Annotated in this window: 13 protein-coding genes; 8 read left to right on the plus strand and 5 right to left on the minus strand. The window is 71.1% G+C overall.

Annotated features, from left to right (window positions below; translation table 11 throughout):
* Window positions 1-84 precede the first annotated feature (84 nt).
* Together PV682_RS21900 and PV682_RS21905 are read left to right on the plus strand one after the other, a co-directional pair.
* Window positions 85-606, plus strand: coding sequence for a hypothetical protein (locus PV682_RS21900; RefSeq protein WP_109363909.1), 522 nt, complete (start codon window positions 85-87; stop codon window positions 604-606).
* A gap of 118 nt (window positions 607-724) precedes the next feature.
* Window positions 725-1,342, plus strand: a complete 618-nt coding sequence (locus PV682_RS21905; RefSeq protein WP_319732354.1) for a class F sortase — start codon at window positions 725-727, stop codon at window positions 1,340-1,342.
* 40 nt (window positions 1,343-1,382) lie between these two features.
* Here PV682_RS21905 and PV682_RS21910 read toward each other — a convergent pair whose 3' ends face one another.
* A complete protein-coding gene (locus tag PV682_RS21910) occupies window positions 1,383-2,165 on the minus strand; it encodes a sulfite exporter TauE/SafE family protein (protein WP_319732356.1) in 783 nt (260 codons plus the stop codon).
* 69 nt (window positions 2,166-2,234) lie between these two features.
* On the opposite strand from PV682_RS21910, the gene PV682_RS21915 reads away from it, so the two are divergent.
* The 4 genes from PV682_RS21915 (at window position 2,235) to nirD (ending at window position 7,136) form a co-directional block, all read left to right on the plus strand.
* A complete protein-coding gene (locus tag PV682_RS21915; RefSeq protein WP_319732358.1) occupies window positions 2,235-3,395 on the plus strand; it encodes a polyprenyl synthetase family protein in 1,161 nt (386 codons plus the stop codon).
* On the plus strand, window positions 3,392-4,015 hold the full coding sequence (locus PV682_RS21920) for a biliverdin-producing heme oxygenase (RefSeq protein WP_319732360.1): 624 nt from the start codon (window positions 3,392-3,394) through the stop codon (window positions 4,013-4,015). The genes PV682_RS21915 and PV682_RS21920 overlap by 4 nt, the downstream gene beginning before the upstream one ends.
* 182 nt (window positions 4,016-4,197) lie before the next feature.
* Window positions 4,198-6,789 (plus strand): nitrite reductase large subunit NirB, encoded by a 2,592-nt coding sequence (gene nirB, locus PV682_RS21925; protein WP_319732362.1) that lies wholly within the window; start codon window positions 4,198-4,200, stop codon window positions 6,787-6,789.
* Window positions 6,786-7,136 (plus strand): nitrite reductase small subunit NirD, encoded by a 351-nt coding sequence (nirD, locus tag PV682_RS21930; protein WP_319732364.1) that lies wholly within the window; start codon window positions 6,786-6,788, stop codon window positions 7,134-7,136. Before nirB ends, nirD begins: the two co-directional genes overlap by 4 nt.
* Window positions 7,137-7,160: 24 nt before the next feature.
* Here nirD and PV682_RS21935 read toward each other — a convergent pair whose 3' ends face one another.
* Window positions 7,161-8,627: a sensor histidine kinase gene (locus PV682_RS21935; protein ID WP_319732366.1), complete on the minus strand. Its 1,467-nt coding sequence runs from the start codon at window positions 8,625-8,627 to the stop codon at window positions 7,161-7,163.
* Window positions 8,624-9,520: a response regulator transcription factor gene (locus PV682_RS21940; protein WP_319732368.1), complete on the minus strand. Its 897-nt coding sequence runs from the start codon at window positions 9,518-9,520 to the stop codon at window positions 8,624-8,626. Before PV682_RS21940 ends, PV682_RS21935 begins: the two co-directional genes overlap by 4 nt.
* 246 nt (window positions 9,521-9,766) lie before the next feature.
* Here PV682_RS21940 and PV682_RS21945 point away from each other — a divergent pair, with 246 nt between their 5' ends.
* Together PV682_RS21945 and PV682_RS21950 are read left to right on the plus strand one after the other, a co-directional pair.
* On the plus strand, window positions 9,767-10,372 hold the full coding sequence (locus tag PV682_RS21945; RefSeq protein ID WP_055718709.1) for a carbonic anhydrase: 606 nt from the start codon (window positions 9,767-9,769) through the stop codon (window positions 10,370-10,372).
* Window positions 10,369-12,174, plus strand: a complete 1,806-nt coding sequence (locus PV682_RS21950; protein ID WP_319732371.1) for a SulP family inorganic anion transporter — start codon at window positions 10,369-10,371, stop codon at window positions 12,172-12,174. The genes PV682_RS21945 and PV682_RS21950 overlap by 4 nt, the downstream gene beginning before the upstream one ends.
* Window positions 12,175-12,200: 26 nt before the next feature.
* Here the strand turns inward: PV682_RS21950 and PV682_RS21955 are convergent, their stop codons facing one another.
* Window positions 12,201-13,121, minus strand: coding sequence for an oxidoreductase (locus PV682_RS21955; protein WP_109363900.1), 921 nt, complete (start codon window positions 13,119-13,121; stop codon window positions 12,201-12,203).
* 239 nt (window positions 13,122-13,360) lie between these two features.
* The gene (ppdK, locus tag PV682_RS21960) at window positions 13,361-16,081 is read right to left on the minus strand and encodes a pyruvate, phosphate dikinase (protein WP_319732374.1); all 2,721 of its coding nucleotides are present in this window, start codon (window positions 16,079-16,081) and stop codon (window positions 13,361-13,363) included.
* Window positions 16,082-16,376 lie beyond the last annotated feature (295 nt).

Here is a 16,376-nt window from a genome sequence, read left to right on the forward strand (position 1 = left end):
AAGCGCGCCCGCCCCGCTGCCTCTTACCTCGGAAGGGCACAGACACGAAGGGCACAGGCACGACCGAGGCTCGGAGGAGCACCGATGCGACGTACCGTCCGGCTGCTGGCCGCCACCGCGTTCGCCGTGGCCGCCGCGAGCGGAGCCGCGGCACCCGCGTACGGCGAGGACGGCGGCAGCCTGGAGGTGTACCCCTCGACGGTGATCCCGGGCGGGCAGGTCACCGTCAACACCGACGCGTGCGGGGACGGCGGGACCGCCGCCGGGGACGCGAGCGCGGTCGGCGCCGGCCGGTTCACGCTCGCGCCGTCCACCCACGAGGGCGACGCCATCGGCCAGTTCGGGGTACCGCCGAGCGCGCAGCCGGGGACGTACGAGATCGTCGCCGCGTGCGCGGAGGGCGGGCGGAAGGTCACCGGAGATCTCGTGGTGATGCTGGCCGGCGCTCGACAGCCGGCGCATCCGAGGGGGAGTGTGAAGACGGGGGTCGGGGGCGCGCTGGGCCCCGACCCCGTGCAGACCGCGGCCGGTGTGGCGGCGCTCGCCGTCGCAGCCGCGGGCGGTACCTGGCTCCTGCATCGCCGGGCGAGAGGCGACGGGATCTGACGGACACCCTCCGCTGTCCGTCCGCCGGTACCGCATACCCCTCCCCCTCCGGGTCCGACGCCCCTCGCGGCCCGGAGGGGGGTACGGGGTACCCGTACGACGAGAGGGGTACGTCCCGATGCGCAAGGTCGGCAACACCGCGATAGCGGCCGTCACCGTGACCGCTCTCTGCTCGGGCGCCTGGCTGCTGCACAACGGCACCGAGGAGCACGCACCGCCCCAGCCGTCCGCCGCGCAGGCCCGCACCGCCGCGGTCGACCCCCGCTCGGCCCCCGCGCTCCCGCCCTCTCCCCCGGACCGCATCCGCATCCCGTCGATCCGGGTGGACGCGCCCCTGATGGGCCTCGGCCTCACCCCCCACGGCAGCCTCGACGTCCCGCCGGCCGCGAAGAAGAACCTCGCGGGCTGGTACGAGGCCGGCACCACCCCCGGCGAGACCGGTACCGCCGTGGTGGCGGGCCACGTCGACAACGCCGACGGCCCCGCGGTCTTCTACTCCCTGGGAGCCATCCGCAAGGGGGCAACCATCGAGGTACAGCGGCGAGACGGCTCCGTGGCCCTCTTCGCCGTGGACGCCGTCGAGGTCTACCAGGCGGACGCCTTCCCCGACGAGAAGGTGTACGGCGCGGCCGACCGCCCCGAACTCCGGGTGATCACCTGCGGCGGCCCCTACTCAAGGGCTACGGGATATCAGGGCAACGTGGTGGTGTTCGCGCACCTCACGGGGACGAGGTGATACCCGTAGACCTCGTCATACCTCAGAGCCACCCCGTCCCTCACGCCACCCACTGCTCGTACGCCATGTTCGCCACCAGCGCGAACACCACCGTCAGCAGCACCACCCGCACGAACCCGCTCCCCTTCTTCAGCGCGGTGTGCGCCCCCACCGTCCCCCCGACCAGGTTGAACACCGCCAGCAGCACGGCGAGTTGCCAGATCACCGCGCCCTGCCAGGCGAACGTGACCAGCGCGCCGAAGTTCGTGCAGCAGTTGACGATCTTCGCGGTCGCGGAGGCGGTGACCAGGTCCAGGTGGAGGATCGCGGTGAGGGCGAGGACCAGGAACGTACCGGTGCCGGGGCCGACGAGCCCGTCGTAGAACCCGATCCCCACCCCGGCCAGCCCGATCGCCGCGAGGACCCGGCGCGGGCCCGCCGGGCCGGTCGCCGGCGCCGTACCGAACGCCGGGCGGGCGATGACGAAGGCCGCGACCGTGAGCAGGACGACCATGATCACCGGCTTGAGGACCGCCGTGCTCATGCCCGCCGCGAGGAGGGCGCCCCCGGAGGAGCCGAGCAGGGCCGCGACGCCGATACGGACGGCGAGCCCGACGTCCACCTTGGTCTTCCGGACGTAGGTGACCGCCGCGCCGGACGTGCCGACGATCGCGATCGCCTTGTTCGTGCCGAGCGCGTGGGCGGCCGGGGTGCCCGCGGGGAGGCCGAGGAGGAGCGCGGGGAGCAGGAGAAGGCCGCCGCCGCCCACCACCGCGTCGATCCAGCCCGCCGCGAGCGCGGCCAGGCAGAGCAGAGACAGGGTGGTCAGGGGTATGTCGGGCATGATCGGGAGCCTATGTACGGGGTAGGTGCAGAGTCCATCGATATGAGGGGCTCCTGAGGTTCGCCTCCGATGGCCGGAAGGCATCTGGACCGGACCGACCACGGGCCCGATGCTGCATATGTGGAACCGGTTACTACGCATGTGGAGAAGGTGGAGGAGATCGTCCGCCAGGACGCGGCCCTCCTGGAGGAGGACCTCGGCGCGTTCCTCGACGCGCTCACGGACGGCGGTGAGAGCGCCGACGTGTACGCCCACGCCCTGCGCGGCACCCTGCACGAACCGGCGGCGGACGCCCTCGGCTCGAAGGCCGGCCAGCAGGCGCTGCCCCCGAGACCGGACGCCCCCGGCGGCACGGCGCCGCTGAGACCCTCGATGGTGTACTGGGCCTACCGCAACTACCGTGGTTTCTCAGGCGAGTTCGCACCCGACTTCGCCGCGATCCGGCGCACGGCGGTGGCCGTCCGCGTCCTGATGAAGGCGGCCGTCGCCCTCGACGACATCCAGGACGACAGCGCGATCCGGTACGGCGAACCCGCCCTGCACGTCACGCACGGCGTGCCGGTCGCCCTCAACACCGGCGCCTGGCTGATCACGTCCGCGCTCCGGCATGTCGGCCAACCAGCCGCCACGCAGGCCCTGTTGGCGAGCGTGAGCCGGGGCTTCACCGGTCAGGCGGCCGACCTCGCGTCCCGTACGGACGCCACGCGCGCGTCCCTCCTGACCGCACCCCACCCCGACCGCGTCCGCTTCTGGGAGTCCGTGGCCGCGCTCAAGACCGGCACCCTGTTCCGGATGCCCCTGGAAGCCGCCCTCGCGGCACTCGGCGTCCAGGAGGACGACCGGGACACGCTGGACGACGCGATGCGCCGCCTCGGCCTCGCCAGCCAGCTCTTCAACGATCTCACCGACGTCGTACCGGAGTTCGGCGGCGCCAACACGCACGAGGACTTCGCCGGCCTGGGCAACCGGGTCTTCCTGGAGCTGCTCGGCACCCAACCGCCGCCCGCCGGCGCCGACTTGAGGACGTACGTGCTCGGCCACCCGAAGCTGGACCAGACGCTCCTCCAACTGTCCGCCGAAGCCGTCGAGTTGAAGCGCTCGGCGAAGGAGGCCGTCCACTCGGTCTGCCGGTCGGACCTCAGCGCCGCCTACTTCGACCTGACCATCGACCGCAAGGGCCACCTCATCGACCGCCTCCACCGCACCCTCACCGAACGGAGCGGCGCGTGAACACCTCGGCCGTCCAGGAACTGCGGACCCGCACCCGGAGCCGGCACGACGCCCTGGAGCGCACCGGGTTCGCCGCCGCGCTGCTCGCGGGGAGCCTGCCCGTAGAGCTGTACGTCGGCCAACTCGCCGCCTACCGCCCGGTGTTGGCGGCGCTGGAGGACGAACTGGCGCGCTCGTCCCACCCCGCCGTACGGCGGGTGTGGTCGGCGGAGCTGGCGAAGGTGCCGTTCATCGACCGCGACCTCGGGCACTTCGCGGCGTCCGGCGTCCTGCCCCGGCCGGGCCTGGTGGCGGCGGAGGTGCGCGCGTTCACCGGGGACGTCCGCGCGACGGCGCGCACGGCGCCGGAGGAGTTGCTCGGGTTCCTCTATGTGCTGGAGGGGTCCACGATGGGGGCGCTGTTCCTGCGGGGTCCGGTGTCGGCGGCGTACGGGCTGACCGGCGGCGACGGGGTCGCGTACTACGGCAGCGGCGACCGGGCGCGCTGGCGGGCGGTCGCGGCCCGGCTGGACGAGGCGCTGCCGGGGCCCGAGGAGCGGGAGCGGGTGGTCCAGGCGGCCGAGCGGGCGTACGCGCACACGGCGGCGGTGTCCCGGGCGCTGTCACCGGCACCGGTCTGAGCTGTGGAAACGCCGCAGCAATCGGTTTCACCCCCGTTGCCGCGGCGCTCCGCCCCACGACCTCACACCCCGTACGGACCCTTGCTGAGGGCAGCGTTCCTCGTGGGAAACAGGCGTGATGCGGTCGGGTAACGTCCGCGCCGCAGTCTCATCGGCATGACCTCGAATGACGGAGGCTGCTGATGCCCACGGACAACACCCCCACGATCGTGCTTGTCGGCCATGGCATGGTCGGCCAGCGCTTCCTCGAAGCGCTCGCCGCGCGCGGCCTGACCGCCACGCACCGCGTGGTCGTGCTGTGCGAGGAGCCGCGTCCGGCGTACGACCGCGTCCAGCTCACCTCGTACTTCTCGGGTACTACCCCCGAGGAGCTATCGATGACGGACATGGAGTTCATCGCCGAGCACAAGATCGAGCTGCACGTCGGGGACCCGGCGGAGACGGTCGACCGCGAGACGCGGACCGTGACCTCCCGCAATGGTCTGCGGGTCGACTACGACATCCTCGTGCTCGCCACGGGCTCCTACCCGTTCGTACCGCCCGTGCCCGGCAAGGACGCGGCCGGCTGCTTCGTGTACCGGACGATCGAGGACCTGCTCGCCATCGAGGAGTACGCGAAGGCGCGGGCGACGGTCGGCGCGGTCGTCGGCGGCGGGCTGCTCGGCCTGGAGGCGGCGGGCGCGCTCCAGGGGCTCGGACTCACCACGCACATCGTGGAGTTCGCGCCCCGGCTGATGCCGGTGCAGGTCGACGAGGGCGGTGGCGCGGCGCTGCTGCGGACCATCGAGGACATGGGCCTGTCCGTCCACACCGGGACGGGTACGCAGGAGATCGTGGTCGACGCGGACGGCGCCGTCACCGGCATGAAGCTGTCCGACGGGTCCGAAGTCGCCACCGATCTGGTGGTGTTCAGCGCCGGGGTCCGCCCGCGCGACCAACTCGCCCGCGACTGCGGCCTGTCGGTGGGCGAGCGCGGCGGCATCACGGTCGACGAGCAGTGCCGTACGGTCACCGACCCGGCGGTGTTCGCGATCGGTGAGTGCGCGCTCGCGGCGGACGGCCGCGTGTACGGTCTGGTCGCGCCGGGCTACGAGCAGGCGGAGACGGTCGCCGCGACCATCGCCGAGGACGAATCCGCCTTCCTGGGCGCGGACTTGTCGACGAAGCTGAAGCTGCTCGGCGTGGACGTCGCCTCCTTCGGGGACGCGCACGGCGCGGCCGAGGACTGCCTGGAGGTCGTCTACTCCGACGCCCGCTCCGGCCTCTACAAGAAGCTCGTGATCGCCCGGGACGGCACGCTGCTCGGCGGCATCCTGGTCGGCGACGCGGAGGCGTACGGCACGCTGCGCGCGTTCACCGGTTCGGTGCCGCCGGTCGCCCCCGAGTCCCTTGTCCTGCCCGCCGGTTCGAGCGGCGGCGCGCAGCTCGGTCCGTCCGCGCTGCCGGACGAGGCGGTCATCTGCTCCTGCAACAACGTCACCAAGGGCGCGATCCGCGGCGCGGTCACCGAGCACGCGTGCACGACGGTCCCCGAGGTCAAGAAGTGCACCAAGGCCGGTACCAGCTGCGGCAGTTGCGTAAAGGTGCTGGGCCAGCTCGTCACCGCCGAGCTGGAGGCGAGCGGCGTCGAGGTCGACAAGGGCCTGTGCGGCTGCTTCGGGCAGACCCGCGAGGAGCTGTACGAGATCGTCCTCGCGCTGCGCATCAACACCTACCGCGAACTCCTGGACCGCTACGGCCGCGACGGCGCCAAGGGCGGTGACGGCTGCGAGGTCTGCAAGCCGGCCGTCGGCTCGATCATCGCGTCCCTGGCCCCGGTGATCGGCGCGAGCGTGTACATCCTCGACGGCGAACAGGCGTCCCTCCAGGACTCCAACGACCACTTCCTCGCCAACATCCAGAAGAACGGCTCCTATTCGATCGTGCCGCGCGTCCCCGGCGGCGAGATCACCCCGGAGAAGCTCATCGTCATCGGCGAGGTGGCCCGCGACTTCGGCCTCTACACGAAGATCACCGGCGGCCAGCGCATCGACCTCTTCGGTGCCCGAGTCGAACAACTCCCGCTGATCTGGGCCCGGTTGGTGGACGCCGGTTTCGAGTCGGGGCACGCGTACGGCAAGGCGCTGCGGACGGTGAAGTCCTGTGTGGGGCAGACCTGGTGCCGCTACGGCGTCCAGGACTCGGTGCGGATGGCGATCGACCTGGAGCTGCGCTACCGGGGCCTCAGGTCGCCGCACAAGCTCAAGTCGGCGGTGTCGGGCTGCGCCCGCGAGTGCGCGGAGGCCCAGTCGAAGGACTTCGGGATCATCGCGACGTCGAACGGCTGGAACCTGTACGTCGGCGGCAACGGCGGCGCCACCCCGCGCCACGCGGACCTCCTCGCGCAGGACCTCGACGACGCCGGGCTCATCAGGCTCATCGACCGGTTCCTGATGTTCTACATCCGCACCGCCGACCGCCTGGAGCGCACCTCGACCTGGCTGGAGCGCATCCCCGGCGGACTCGACCACGTCCGGGACGTGGTGGTGGAGGACTCCCTCGGCATCTGCGAGGAGCTGGAGTCGCTGATGGCCGCGCACGTCGCGAACTACCGCGACGAGTGGGCGGAGACCATCAACAACCCGGAGAAACTGGCCCGGTTCGTGTCCTTCGTGAACGCGCCCGACACCCCCGACCCGGTCGTCGGGTTCGTCCCGGAGCGCGAACAGATCAAGCCCGACCTGCCCCTGCTGTCGATCGGCATGCGTCCCATGGAAGGAAGTGCCCAGCGATGACCCTGGCGCCCGAGACGACCGATCTGAAGGTCCAAGTCGGCCTGGACGACGCCTGGCTGACGGTGTGTGACCTCTCCGCGCTGCTGCCGGGCCGGGGCGTCGCCGCCCTGCTGCCGGACGGCCGCCAGGTGGCCGTGTTCCAGGACAGGAACGGCGAGTTGTACGCCATCGACAACCGGGACCCCTTCAGCGGGGCGGGAGTTCTCTCCCGCGGCCTCACCGGCACCCACCAGGGCCGGCCGTTCGTCGCCTCGCCCCTGCTGAAGCAGCGCTTCGACCTGGCGACCGGGGAGTGCCTGGACGACGGTGACGTGCGCGTCGCGACGTACGAGATCCGGCTCGGCTGAGGCCTTCTGATCGGCCAGGAGGATCTACCCCTGTCCACGCACCGCCTGGAGCTCACACGCCGGGCGGTGCTTGGCAGTTGAGGCAGCGGGCAGCCGCACGAAGGCGTCCAGGCCCCCCAGCGGAGCCGTACGCAGCAGCGCCTCGCCGCCGCTCGCGTGGGCCAGGCGCTGGACGAGGGCGAGGCCGAGGCCGGTGCCGCCCTTGGGGGCGTCGGGGGCCCGCCAGAACCGGTCGAAGGCGCGGCGGCGCTGCTCCTCGGTCATGCCGGGCCCCTCGTCCATGACGTGCACCTCCACCGACGGCTGGGCGAACTGCCGTGCGGTGAACCGGCGTTCGTGCTGCGCGGTGCGGCGGACGTCGATGAAGACGGTGGTGCCGGCGGGCGAGACGCGCAGCGCGTTGGAGAGGAAGTTGTCCAGGATCTGCTCGACCGCGCCCGGCACGGCGGTCACCTCCCCGGCCGCCTCGCCCGCGAGCGCGAGCCGGACCCCGTGCCGCTCGTACAACGGCCGCCAGGCGTGGTGCCGTTCGGCGCGTACGGCGTCGAGGTCGACGCGTTCGCGTTCGGCGGCCTTCTCGTCGAGGCGGGCCATCGCGAGCAGGCCCTCGACCATCCGCGCGAGCCGGTCCGTCTCGGTCATCGCCGCGCCGAGGCTGCCGCGCGCCTGGAGCGCGATGTGGTTCTCCAGGTTCTCAAGTCGCAGGCGCAGCGCGGCCAGTGGCGTCTTCAGCTGGTGGGACGCCTCGCCCGCGAAGGCGCGCTGGGAGGACACGAGGTGTTCGAGCCGGGCGGCCGTGTGGTTGAACGTGGCGGCCAGGCTGCGGACTTCGGGCGGGCCGTCGTCGATCGCGACCGGCGTGGTGGTGCCGCCGGTCGCCAACTCCCGGGTCGCGCGCTCCAGTTCACGGATGGGCCGGCCCGTCCAGCTCGCGATGGCGAACCCGACGACGGCCACGGCCGCGAGCACCGCGATACCGCCCGCGAGGAGCAGCAGCCATACGTGGTGCACGCGTTCGTGCACCATCCCGGTCGGGACCGTGATCCGTACGGCGCCCTGCGGCTGGGCGCCGTGCCGGACCGGCGCGGAGGCGGCGAGGTACTGGACGCCGCCGATGGTCGAGGTCCGGACGTCGGCCGTGGCCGCGCCCTGGAGGGCGGCGGCGATGCCCGGCCAGGCGGCGAGGTTGCCCTCCTCCGTGCCGGTGAGCGGATGCGAGGAGGCCAGCAGGGCCCCCTGGGCGTCGACGATCAGTACCTTGCCGCCGATCCGTTGCGCGCAGTGCGCCGCGCGGGCGGGGAGGTCCTGGGCCGCGTTCCCGGTCAGGATGGACAGCGAGGCGTACGCGGAGACCGACTCGGCCTCGTCCTTGGCCAGGTTGACGACCCGCTCGCGCTCCGCGCCCGAGTACACGTATCCCAGGGGGATTTCGAGGCAGAGCAGGACCAGCGCGGCGAGCGTCAGGTAGCTGAGCAGCAGGCGGCGGGTCACCGGGCCGCCGTCCAGTCGTAGGCGGGCGTGGGGGCCTGGGCCGGGGGGTACGGCTGGGGGTGCGCCTGGGGTTGCGGCTGGGTCTGCACGGCCAGCCGGAAGCCGACCCCGCGCAGCGTCCGGATCCACGCCGGGTTCCCCAACTTCCGCCGCAGGGTGGCGACATGGACGTCCAGGGTCTTGGTCGGGCCCTGGTAGTGGGGGTCCCAGACGCGGTCCAGGATCTGCTGGCGGGAGTAGACCGCGCCGGGGTCCTCGGTGAGCAGGGCGAGGAGGTCGAACTCCTTGGGGGTGAGGACGACGGGCTCGTCACCGACCCAGACCTGCCGGGTACGCCGGTCGACGACCAACGGGCCGGTGGCTACCGGGTGTTGAGGGGGCTCGACGGGGTGCGCGGGGGCCGGGGACACCGGGTACGCCTGGGGCGCGTCGTACGAGGAGGACGCCCCGTACGACGAGGACGCGCCGTAGGTCTGAGCCGTCGGCGCCGCCGCGTACGTCTCCTGGGGCACGAACTCCCCTCCCCCGCTGACCCGTTGGGACCGCCGTGTCACCGCCCTGATCCGCGCGACCAACTCCCGCACGCTGAACGGCTTCGCGAGGTAGTCGTCCGCGCCCAGCTCAAGACCCAGGACCCGGTCGGCCTCTTCGCCGCGCGCGCTGAGGATGATGATCGGGACCTCGGAGACGCCCCGGATGCCCCGGCAGACGTCGATGCCGTCGATGTCCGGCAGCCCCAGGTCGAGCAGGACGACGTCGCCGTACGGGCCCCGCAGTCCCTCGGCGCCGGTGCCGACGTGCTGCACCGTCAGTCCGAAGTGGCCGAGACCCTCGACGAGCGGTTCGGCGATCGTGTGATCGTCCTCGATGAGCAGGACTCGTACGCCACCCATGCGTTTCCGTCTCTTCCATTCGATGGATTCGACACGGTACAAGAGGCGCGGAAAGCCGTCGCCCGGTTCCTTGAAATTGTGAGCAGCGACTCAGCGGCCCGCGGCGGTGCGCCAAGAAATATCCGGCCACTGTCGGCGATTTAGTTTTCCGCTAACCTTCCGCTGGCCGACGCTCCCCTAACGTTCTGGAACACACACCTCTGACCTGCGGATCTTCTTCGCAGGGCGTGTTCATCGGGAGGAATCGTGCAGGCTTTGCTGGACCGTGCGCGCTCGTTCAAGCGGTGGGTCGACTTCGAAAGCGGCGAATACCGGAAACTGGCCGAAGGGCAAAGTCCGGAGGTCTTGTTCATCACCTGCTCGGACTCGCGGGTGATACCGGCGCTCATCACCGGCGCGCGGCCCGGCGAGATATTCGAGCTGCGCAATGCGGGGAATATCGTTCCGCCGCACGACGGTCGGGGCCCCTCCGGCGAGGCCGCCACCATCGAGTACGCGCTGGAGGTGCTCGGCGTTCAGGACGTCGTCGTGTGCGGTCACTCGCACTGCGGGGCGATGGGCGCGATCACCTCAGGGGACGACCTGTCGACGCTGCCCGGCGTCGCGGCCTGGCTGAGCCTCGCCCGGCCGGGTCTCGCGCCCGCGCTGGAGGCCGTGCCGCAGGAGCCGTCGCTGCCGGACGTCACTCAGCTGAACGTCGTCAACCAGCTTGCGGAGCTGGGGAGTTACCCGGCGGCCCGGCGGCGGGTCGAGGACGGGAGGCTGCGGCTGCACGGGTGGTACTACGAGGTCCACACGGGCCAGGTGCACGAGCTGGACACGGACGGGTCGTTCCGGGTGCACGCGGCATGAGCGGCACGCATGCGGCGAAGGTCGGCCGGGGGCGAAGTCGGCGGCAGGGCCGGGGAGTTGGAGCGGCATACTCGGACACTCCCTACGGCGCTCCCCCGGCCTCCCCCTCGGGCACTCCCTACGGCGCTCCCCCAGCCTCTTCCCCGGCCGGCCGGAAACCGAAGGCGCCCAGGGGCGACCTCGGCACCGAGATCACCGCCTCCCTCGTCGTGTTCCTCGTCGCCCTCCCCCTGTGCATCGGCGTGGCCGTCGCCTCGGGCGTACCGGCCGAGCTGGGGATCATCTCCGGTGTCATCGGCGGTCTGGTCGTCGGCGCCGCCCGGGGCTCGACGCTCCAAGTCAGCGGCCCCGCCGCCGGGTTGGCGGCGCTGGTGGCGGAGACCGTGCTGGAGTACGGAGTCGCCATGCTCGGCGTCATCGTCCTGTTCTCCGGGCTGCTCCAGATCGTCCTGGGATTGGTCCGGTTGGGCCGGTTCTTCCAGGCGATCTCGCTGGCCGTCGTGCAGGGGATGCTCGCCGGGATCGGGCTGCCGCTGATGTTCAGCCAGGCGTACCCGATGATGGACGCGAAGGCGCCGGGCACGCCGATCGAGAACATGGCGGGCGTCCCCGGGCTCCTCGCGGACACGTTCGCGAACCCGCAGGCGCTGATCGCGGCCGGGCTCGGCGTCGTCACCGTCGCCTTGAGCTTCCTGTGGAAGAAGGTGCCGGGGCCGGTGAAGAAGGTGCCGGCGGCGCTGGTCGCCGTGGGGATCGGGATCGGGGTCGCGGCGCTGCCCGGGGTGGAGGTGAAGACGCTCCAGGTCGGCAACCTGCTGGCCTCGGTCAGCGTGCCGGGGCCCGAGGAGTTCGCGGGGCTCGCGGACGCGGGGATCATCACGGCGATCCTGACGTTCACCGTCATCGCGTCCGCCGAGTCGCTGTTCACGGCCGCCGCCGTGGACCGCATGCACGACGGTGAACGCACGCGCTACAACCCGGAGTTGATCGCGCAGGGTGCCGGTAACACGGTCGCCGGACTGCTGGGCGCGCTGCCCATCACCGCTGTCGTGGCCCGGAGTTCGGCGAACGTGCAGGCCGGTGCGAAGACGCGGCTGTCGCGGACCCTGCACGGCGTCTGGCTGCTGGCGTTCGCGCTGCTGCTGCCGCAGGTGCTCGCGCTGATCCCGGTCTCCGTCCTCGCGGGTGTCCTCGTGCACAGCGGGTGGAAGCTGTTCGCGCCGGAGGAGTTCCCGAAGATGTGGCGGCAGGACCGGGGCGAGTTCGCGGTCATGACGATCACCACGCTGGTCATCGTCGCGACCGCCCTGCTGGAAGGGGTGCTGATCGGGCTCGCCGCCGGGATCGTCCTGCTCGCCGTGCGGATGTCGCGGACCGTGATCCGGCGGCACGAGGAGGAGGACACCGCGAAGGTCGTCATGGCCGGCAACGCGACGTTCCTGCGGCTGCCCGAGGTGATCGAGGCGCTGGAGGGCGCGGCGGAGGCGGGCAAGCCGCGCATCCGGCTCGACCTGACGGGGGTGACGCACCTCGACCACGCGTGCCGCAGCCAGGTGGAGGAGTTCGTGGCGCAGCAGCGGGGGAAGGGGCTGCGGGTGGAACTGCTGATGCCGAACGAGAGGCGCGAGAACGAGGAGATCAGGGAAACACCGGAGCAAACGGTTGCAGAAACACCGTCGCCCGTCCCTTCCGCCACGGCGGAGTGGTTCTACCTCGACACGACGCCCGTACCCGAGGACTACGGGTACTACGGGTCACCCCAGGAGTCGTACGAGTCGTACGGGTATTACGCCCACCGGTGACCCACCCCGCCGCTCACCTCACCCCCTCACCCCTCCCCCAACCCCTCGTACCCCACCCCCGTCATCCGCTCCGACACCTCCCACAGCCACTCCGCCAGCCGGTCGTCCCGGGTGCGCGGCGCTCTCCAGGACGGTGCCGGTGCCCCTCTCCACATCGCGAAGGACGGCCCGGTGAAGGAGTCGGGCCGGACGGCGTCGGCGGTGGCCGCGTAGAGGATGGGCAGGGCGCCGGTCTCGGCGGGCTGGGCCATCGCACGGTCACCGAGTTCCATCAGGAGCCGGCTGCCGCGCCCGCCGACCCCGGACGCGAGCCCGGTCGCGGCGTACCCGGGGTGCGCGGCGGCGGCCACGACGTAGGACCCTGCGTCGGCGAGGCGGCGCGCGAGGGCGTGGGTGAAGAGGAGGTTGGCGGTCTTGGAGCGGGCGTACGCGGTCCAACGGTGGTAGCTGCGCAGGCCGTTGGGGTCGCGGAGGTCCACGTTGGACATGGCGTGCATCATGCTGGAGACGGTGACGACGCGGGCGCCGGGACCGGCTTGCAGGAGCCGGGGCAGCAGCAGTCCGGTGAGCGCGAAGTGCCCGAGGTGGTTGACGCCGAACTGCGTCTCGAAGCCGTCCACGGTGGTGCTGTACGGCACGGCCATCACGCCCGCGTTGTTGACGAGCAGGTCGAGCTGGTCGTACGGGAAGCGGTCCGCGAAGCGGTGTACGGAGCGCAGGTCGCCGAGGTCGAGGAGGCGGACCTCGGCCTCCGCGCCGGGCACCTCGCCCCGCAGCCGGTCGGCAGCCGCTTTCCCGCGCGTCTCGCTCCGGCACGCCAGGACGACGTACGCCCCCTTGCGCGCCAGCTCCCGCGCGGTGACGTACCCGAGGCCGCTGTTGGCCCCGGTGACCACCGCCACGCGGCCCTCCTGATCCGGCATCTCCCCCGTGCTCCAGCCGCCCATGGCCCGCCGCTCCCTCCTCAAGTGGTGATCTATCCACCCTAGGAGGGACACTGTCGGGGCGGCGTATGTACGCAGCACGGACAAGGTGAAACCGCGTACGGAAAGTTGCACAAGGACTACACGGTGGACGGCACGGAGGGCGGCGCCCCCGCACAGGGCGCCGCCCTCTCCTGTGTACCGGAACCGCCGCCGATCGGTGAGGGTCGGGGACCGTCGGCGGTTCCGGGGCCTGGAGCCGGTCAGCGGTGGTCGCTGCCCTCCGACTGGGTCGCGGCGCGGCCGGCTTCGAGGCGCGCGACGGGGATGCGGAACGGGGAGCAGGAGACGTAGTCGAGGCCGACCTCGTGGAAGAAGTGGACGGACTCGGGGTCGCCGCCGTGCTCGCCGCAGACGCCGAGCTTGAGGTCGGGCCGGGTACGGCGGCCCGCTTCGGCGGCGGCCTTCACCAGGGAGCCGACGCCGTCGCGGTCGATGGTCTCGAAGGGGGAGACCCCGAAGATGCCCTTCTCCAAGTAGGCGGTGAAGAAGGAGGCTTCGACGTCGTCGCGGCTGAACCCCCAGACGGTCTGGGTGAGATCGTTGGTGCCGAAGCTGAAGAACTCGGCGGCCTCGGCGATCTGATCGGCCGTCAGGGCGGCGCGGGGCAGTTCGATCATCGTGCCGATGGACAGCTTGAGCTCGGTGCCGGTGGCGGCCTCGACCTCGGCGATGACCTGGTCGGCCTCCTCGCGGACGATCTCCAGCTCCTGGACCGTGCCGACGAGCGGGATCATGATCTCGGCGCGCGGGTCGCCCTTGGCGGCCTTGCGGGCGGCTGCGGCCTCGGCGATCGCGCGGACCTGCATGGTGAACAGGCCGGGGATGACCAGGCCGAGGCGTACGCCGCGCAGGCCGAGCATCGGGTTCTGCTCGTGCAGGCGGTGGACGGCCTGGAGGAGGCGCAGTTCGTTCTCGTGCGGGTCCTTGCGGGACTCGGCGAGCGCGACGCGGACCGACAACTCGGTGATGTCGGGCAGGAATTCGTGCAGCGGCGGGTCCAACAGGCGGACGGTGACGGGGAGTCCGTCCATCGCCTCGAACAGCTCGACGAAGTCCTGCTTCTGGAGCGGGAGCAGCTCCTTGAGGGACTCCTCGCGCTCCGTGTCGGTGTCGGCGAGGATGAGCCGCTCGACCAACTCCCGCCGGTCGCCGAGGAACATGTGCTCGGTGCGGCACAGGCCGATGCCCTGGGCGCCGAACCGCCGTGCGCGCAGCGCGTCTTCGGCGTTGTCGGCGTTGGCGCGCACCCGCAGCCGGCGCTTGCGGTCGGCGAACGCCATGATGCGGTGGACGGCCTCGACGAGTTCGTCGGCGTCGTCGGCGCCCGCGTGCATGCGCCCCTCGAAGTACTCGACGACCGGCGACGGTACGACGGGCACCTCCCCGAGGTAGACCTTGCCGGTGGACCCGTCGATGGAGACGATGTCGCCCTCCTCCACAACGTGCCCGCCCGGTACGGTCATCCGGCGCCGCTTGGTGTCGACCTCCAGCTCCTCGGCACCGCAGACACAGGTCTTGCCCATGCCGCGCGCGACGACGGCCGCGTGGGAGGTCTTGCCGCCCCGGCTGGTCAGGATGCCCTCGGCGGCGATCATGCCGTCGAGGTCGTCGGGGTTGGTCTCGCGCCGCACCAGAATGACCTTCTCGCCGGAACGCGACCACTTGACGGCCGTGTACGAGTCGAAGACGGCCTTGCCGACGGCGGCGCCCGGCGAGGCGGCGATGCCCCGGCCGACCTGGTCGGCCTTGGCGTGCTCGTCGAAGCGGGGGAACATCAGCTGCGCCAACTGCGCGCCGGTGACGCGCTGGAGGGCCTCGGTCTCGTCGATGAGGCCCTGGTCGACGAGCTGGGTCGCGATCCGGAACGCGGCACCCGCCGTCCGCTTGCCGACCCGGGTCTGGAGCATCCACAACTGGCCGCGCTCGATGGTGAACTCGATGTCGCAGAGGTCCTTGTAGTGGTTCTCCAGCGTCTCCATGATCGCCATCAGCCGGTCGTAGGACGCCTTGTCGATCGTCTCCAGTTCCGCGAGGGGGACGGTATTACGGATACCGGCGACGACGTCCTCACCCTGCGCGTTCTGGAGGTAGTCCCCGTAGACCCCCTGATGCCCGGAGGCGGGGTCGCGGGTGAAGGCGACGCCGGTGCCCGAGTCGGGGCCGAGGTTGCCGAAGACCATGGAGCAGACGTTGACGGCGGTGCCGAGGTCGCCGGGGATGCGCTCCTGACGGCGGTAGAGCTTGGCGCGGTCGGTGTTCCAGGAGTCGAAGACCGCCTTGATGGCGAGGTCCATCTGTTCGCGCGGGTCCTGGGGGAAGTCCCGGCCGGTCTCCTTCTTGACGATCTTCTTGAAGGTGGTGACCAGCTTCTTGAGGTCGGCGGCCTCCAGCTCGGTGTCCACCGTGACCTTCTTGGTGTGCTTGGCCTTCTCCAGCGCCTCTTCGAAGAGGTCGCCGTCGACGTCGAGGACGGTCTTGCCGAACATCTGGATGAGGCGGCGGTAGGAGTCCCAGGCGAACCGGTCGTCGCCGGCCTGCGCGGCGAGGCCCTGCACCGACTTGTCGGAGAGGCCGATGTTCAGGACGGTGTCCATCATCCCCGGCATGGAGAACTTGGCGCCCGAACGGACCGACACCAGAAGGGGGTTGTCGGCCTGGCCGAGCTTCTTGCCCATCCGCGCCTCAAGGGCGTCGAGGTGGGCGCTGACCTCGTCACGCAGTGCCACGGGTTCGGTGCCGGTCTCCAGGTAGACCTTGCACGCGTCGGTCGTGATGGTGAACCCAGGGGGTACGGGGAGCCCCAGGTTGGTCATCTCGGCGAGATTGGCGCCCTTGCCACCGAGGAGGTCTTTGAGGTCCTTGTTTCCTTCGGTGAAGTCATAAACGAACTTCGGGGCCTGCGAGGTTTTTTTCTCCGACACAGTTCTCGACTCCTCAAGGACGCGACGGCTGCCCTGACGACGAGGAACATACCCAGATCAAAGGCTTCCCGGGAGGTCCAGGCACGCGTCACATGCCTGTAACCCGCCGTGCACCACGGGATCTAAAGCAGCCCATGCATTCACTTCTTGAAGGCGACCCTCCACTCTCACCCCAGTTTAGCGCTCATATGAGCGTGATTCTACACGTCTGATTTTGATCGATGAACGATCAAGGGGTGGCACTCAGTGCCACCCCTTGAGGAAGTGCAACCACTCTTGATCCGCTCATGTGAGC

Source organism: Streptomyces niveiscabiei (genome assembly GCF_033794345.1).
Classification (GTDB): domain Bacteria; phylum Actinomycetota; class Actinomycetes; order Streptomycetales; family Streptomycetaceae; genus Streptomyces; species Streptomyces niveiscabiei.

What these genes read in the sequence shown, in the direction of transcription:
- PV682_RS21900 (WP_109363909.1), top strand. Translation starts at nt 85, where the DNA reads ATGCGACGTACCGTCCGGCTGCTGGCCGCCACCGCGTTCGCCGTGGCC.
- PV682_RS21905 (WP_319732354.1), top strand. Translation starts at nt 725, where the DNA reads ATGCGCAAGGTCGGCAACACCGCGATAGCGGCCGTCACCGTGACCGCT.
- PV682_RS21910 (WP_319732356.1), bottom strand. Translation starts at nt 2,165, where the DNA reads ATGCCCGACATACCCCTGACCACCCTGTCTCTGCTCTGCCTGGCCGCG.
- PV682_RS21915 (WP_319732358.1), top strand. Translation starts at nt 2,235, where the DNA reads ATGGCCGGAAGGCATCTGGACCGGACCGACCACGGGCCCGATGCTGCA.
- nirB (WP_319732362.1), top strand. Translation starts at nt 4,198, where the DNA reads ATGCCCACGGACAACACCCCCACGATCGTGCTTGTCGGCCATGGCATG.
- nirD (WP_319732364.1), top strand. Translation starts at nt 6,786, where the DNA reads ATGACCCTGGCGCCCGAGACGACCGATCTGAAGGTCCAAGTCGGCCTG.
- PV682_RS21940 (WP_319732368.1), bottom strand. Translation starts at nt 9,520, where the DNA reads ATGGGTGGCGTACGAGTCCTGCTCATCGAGGACGATCACACGATCGCC.
- PV682_RS21950 (WP_319732371.1), top strand. Translation starts at nt 10,369, where the DNA reads ATGAGCGGCACGCATGCGGCGAAGGTCGGCCGGGGGCGAAGTCGGCGG.
- PV682_RS21955 (WP_109363900.1), bottom strand. Translation starts at nt 13,121, where the DNA reads ATGGGCGGCTGGAGCACGGGGGAGATGCCGGATCAGGAGGGCCGCGTG.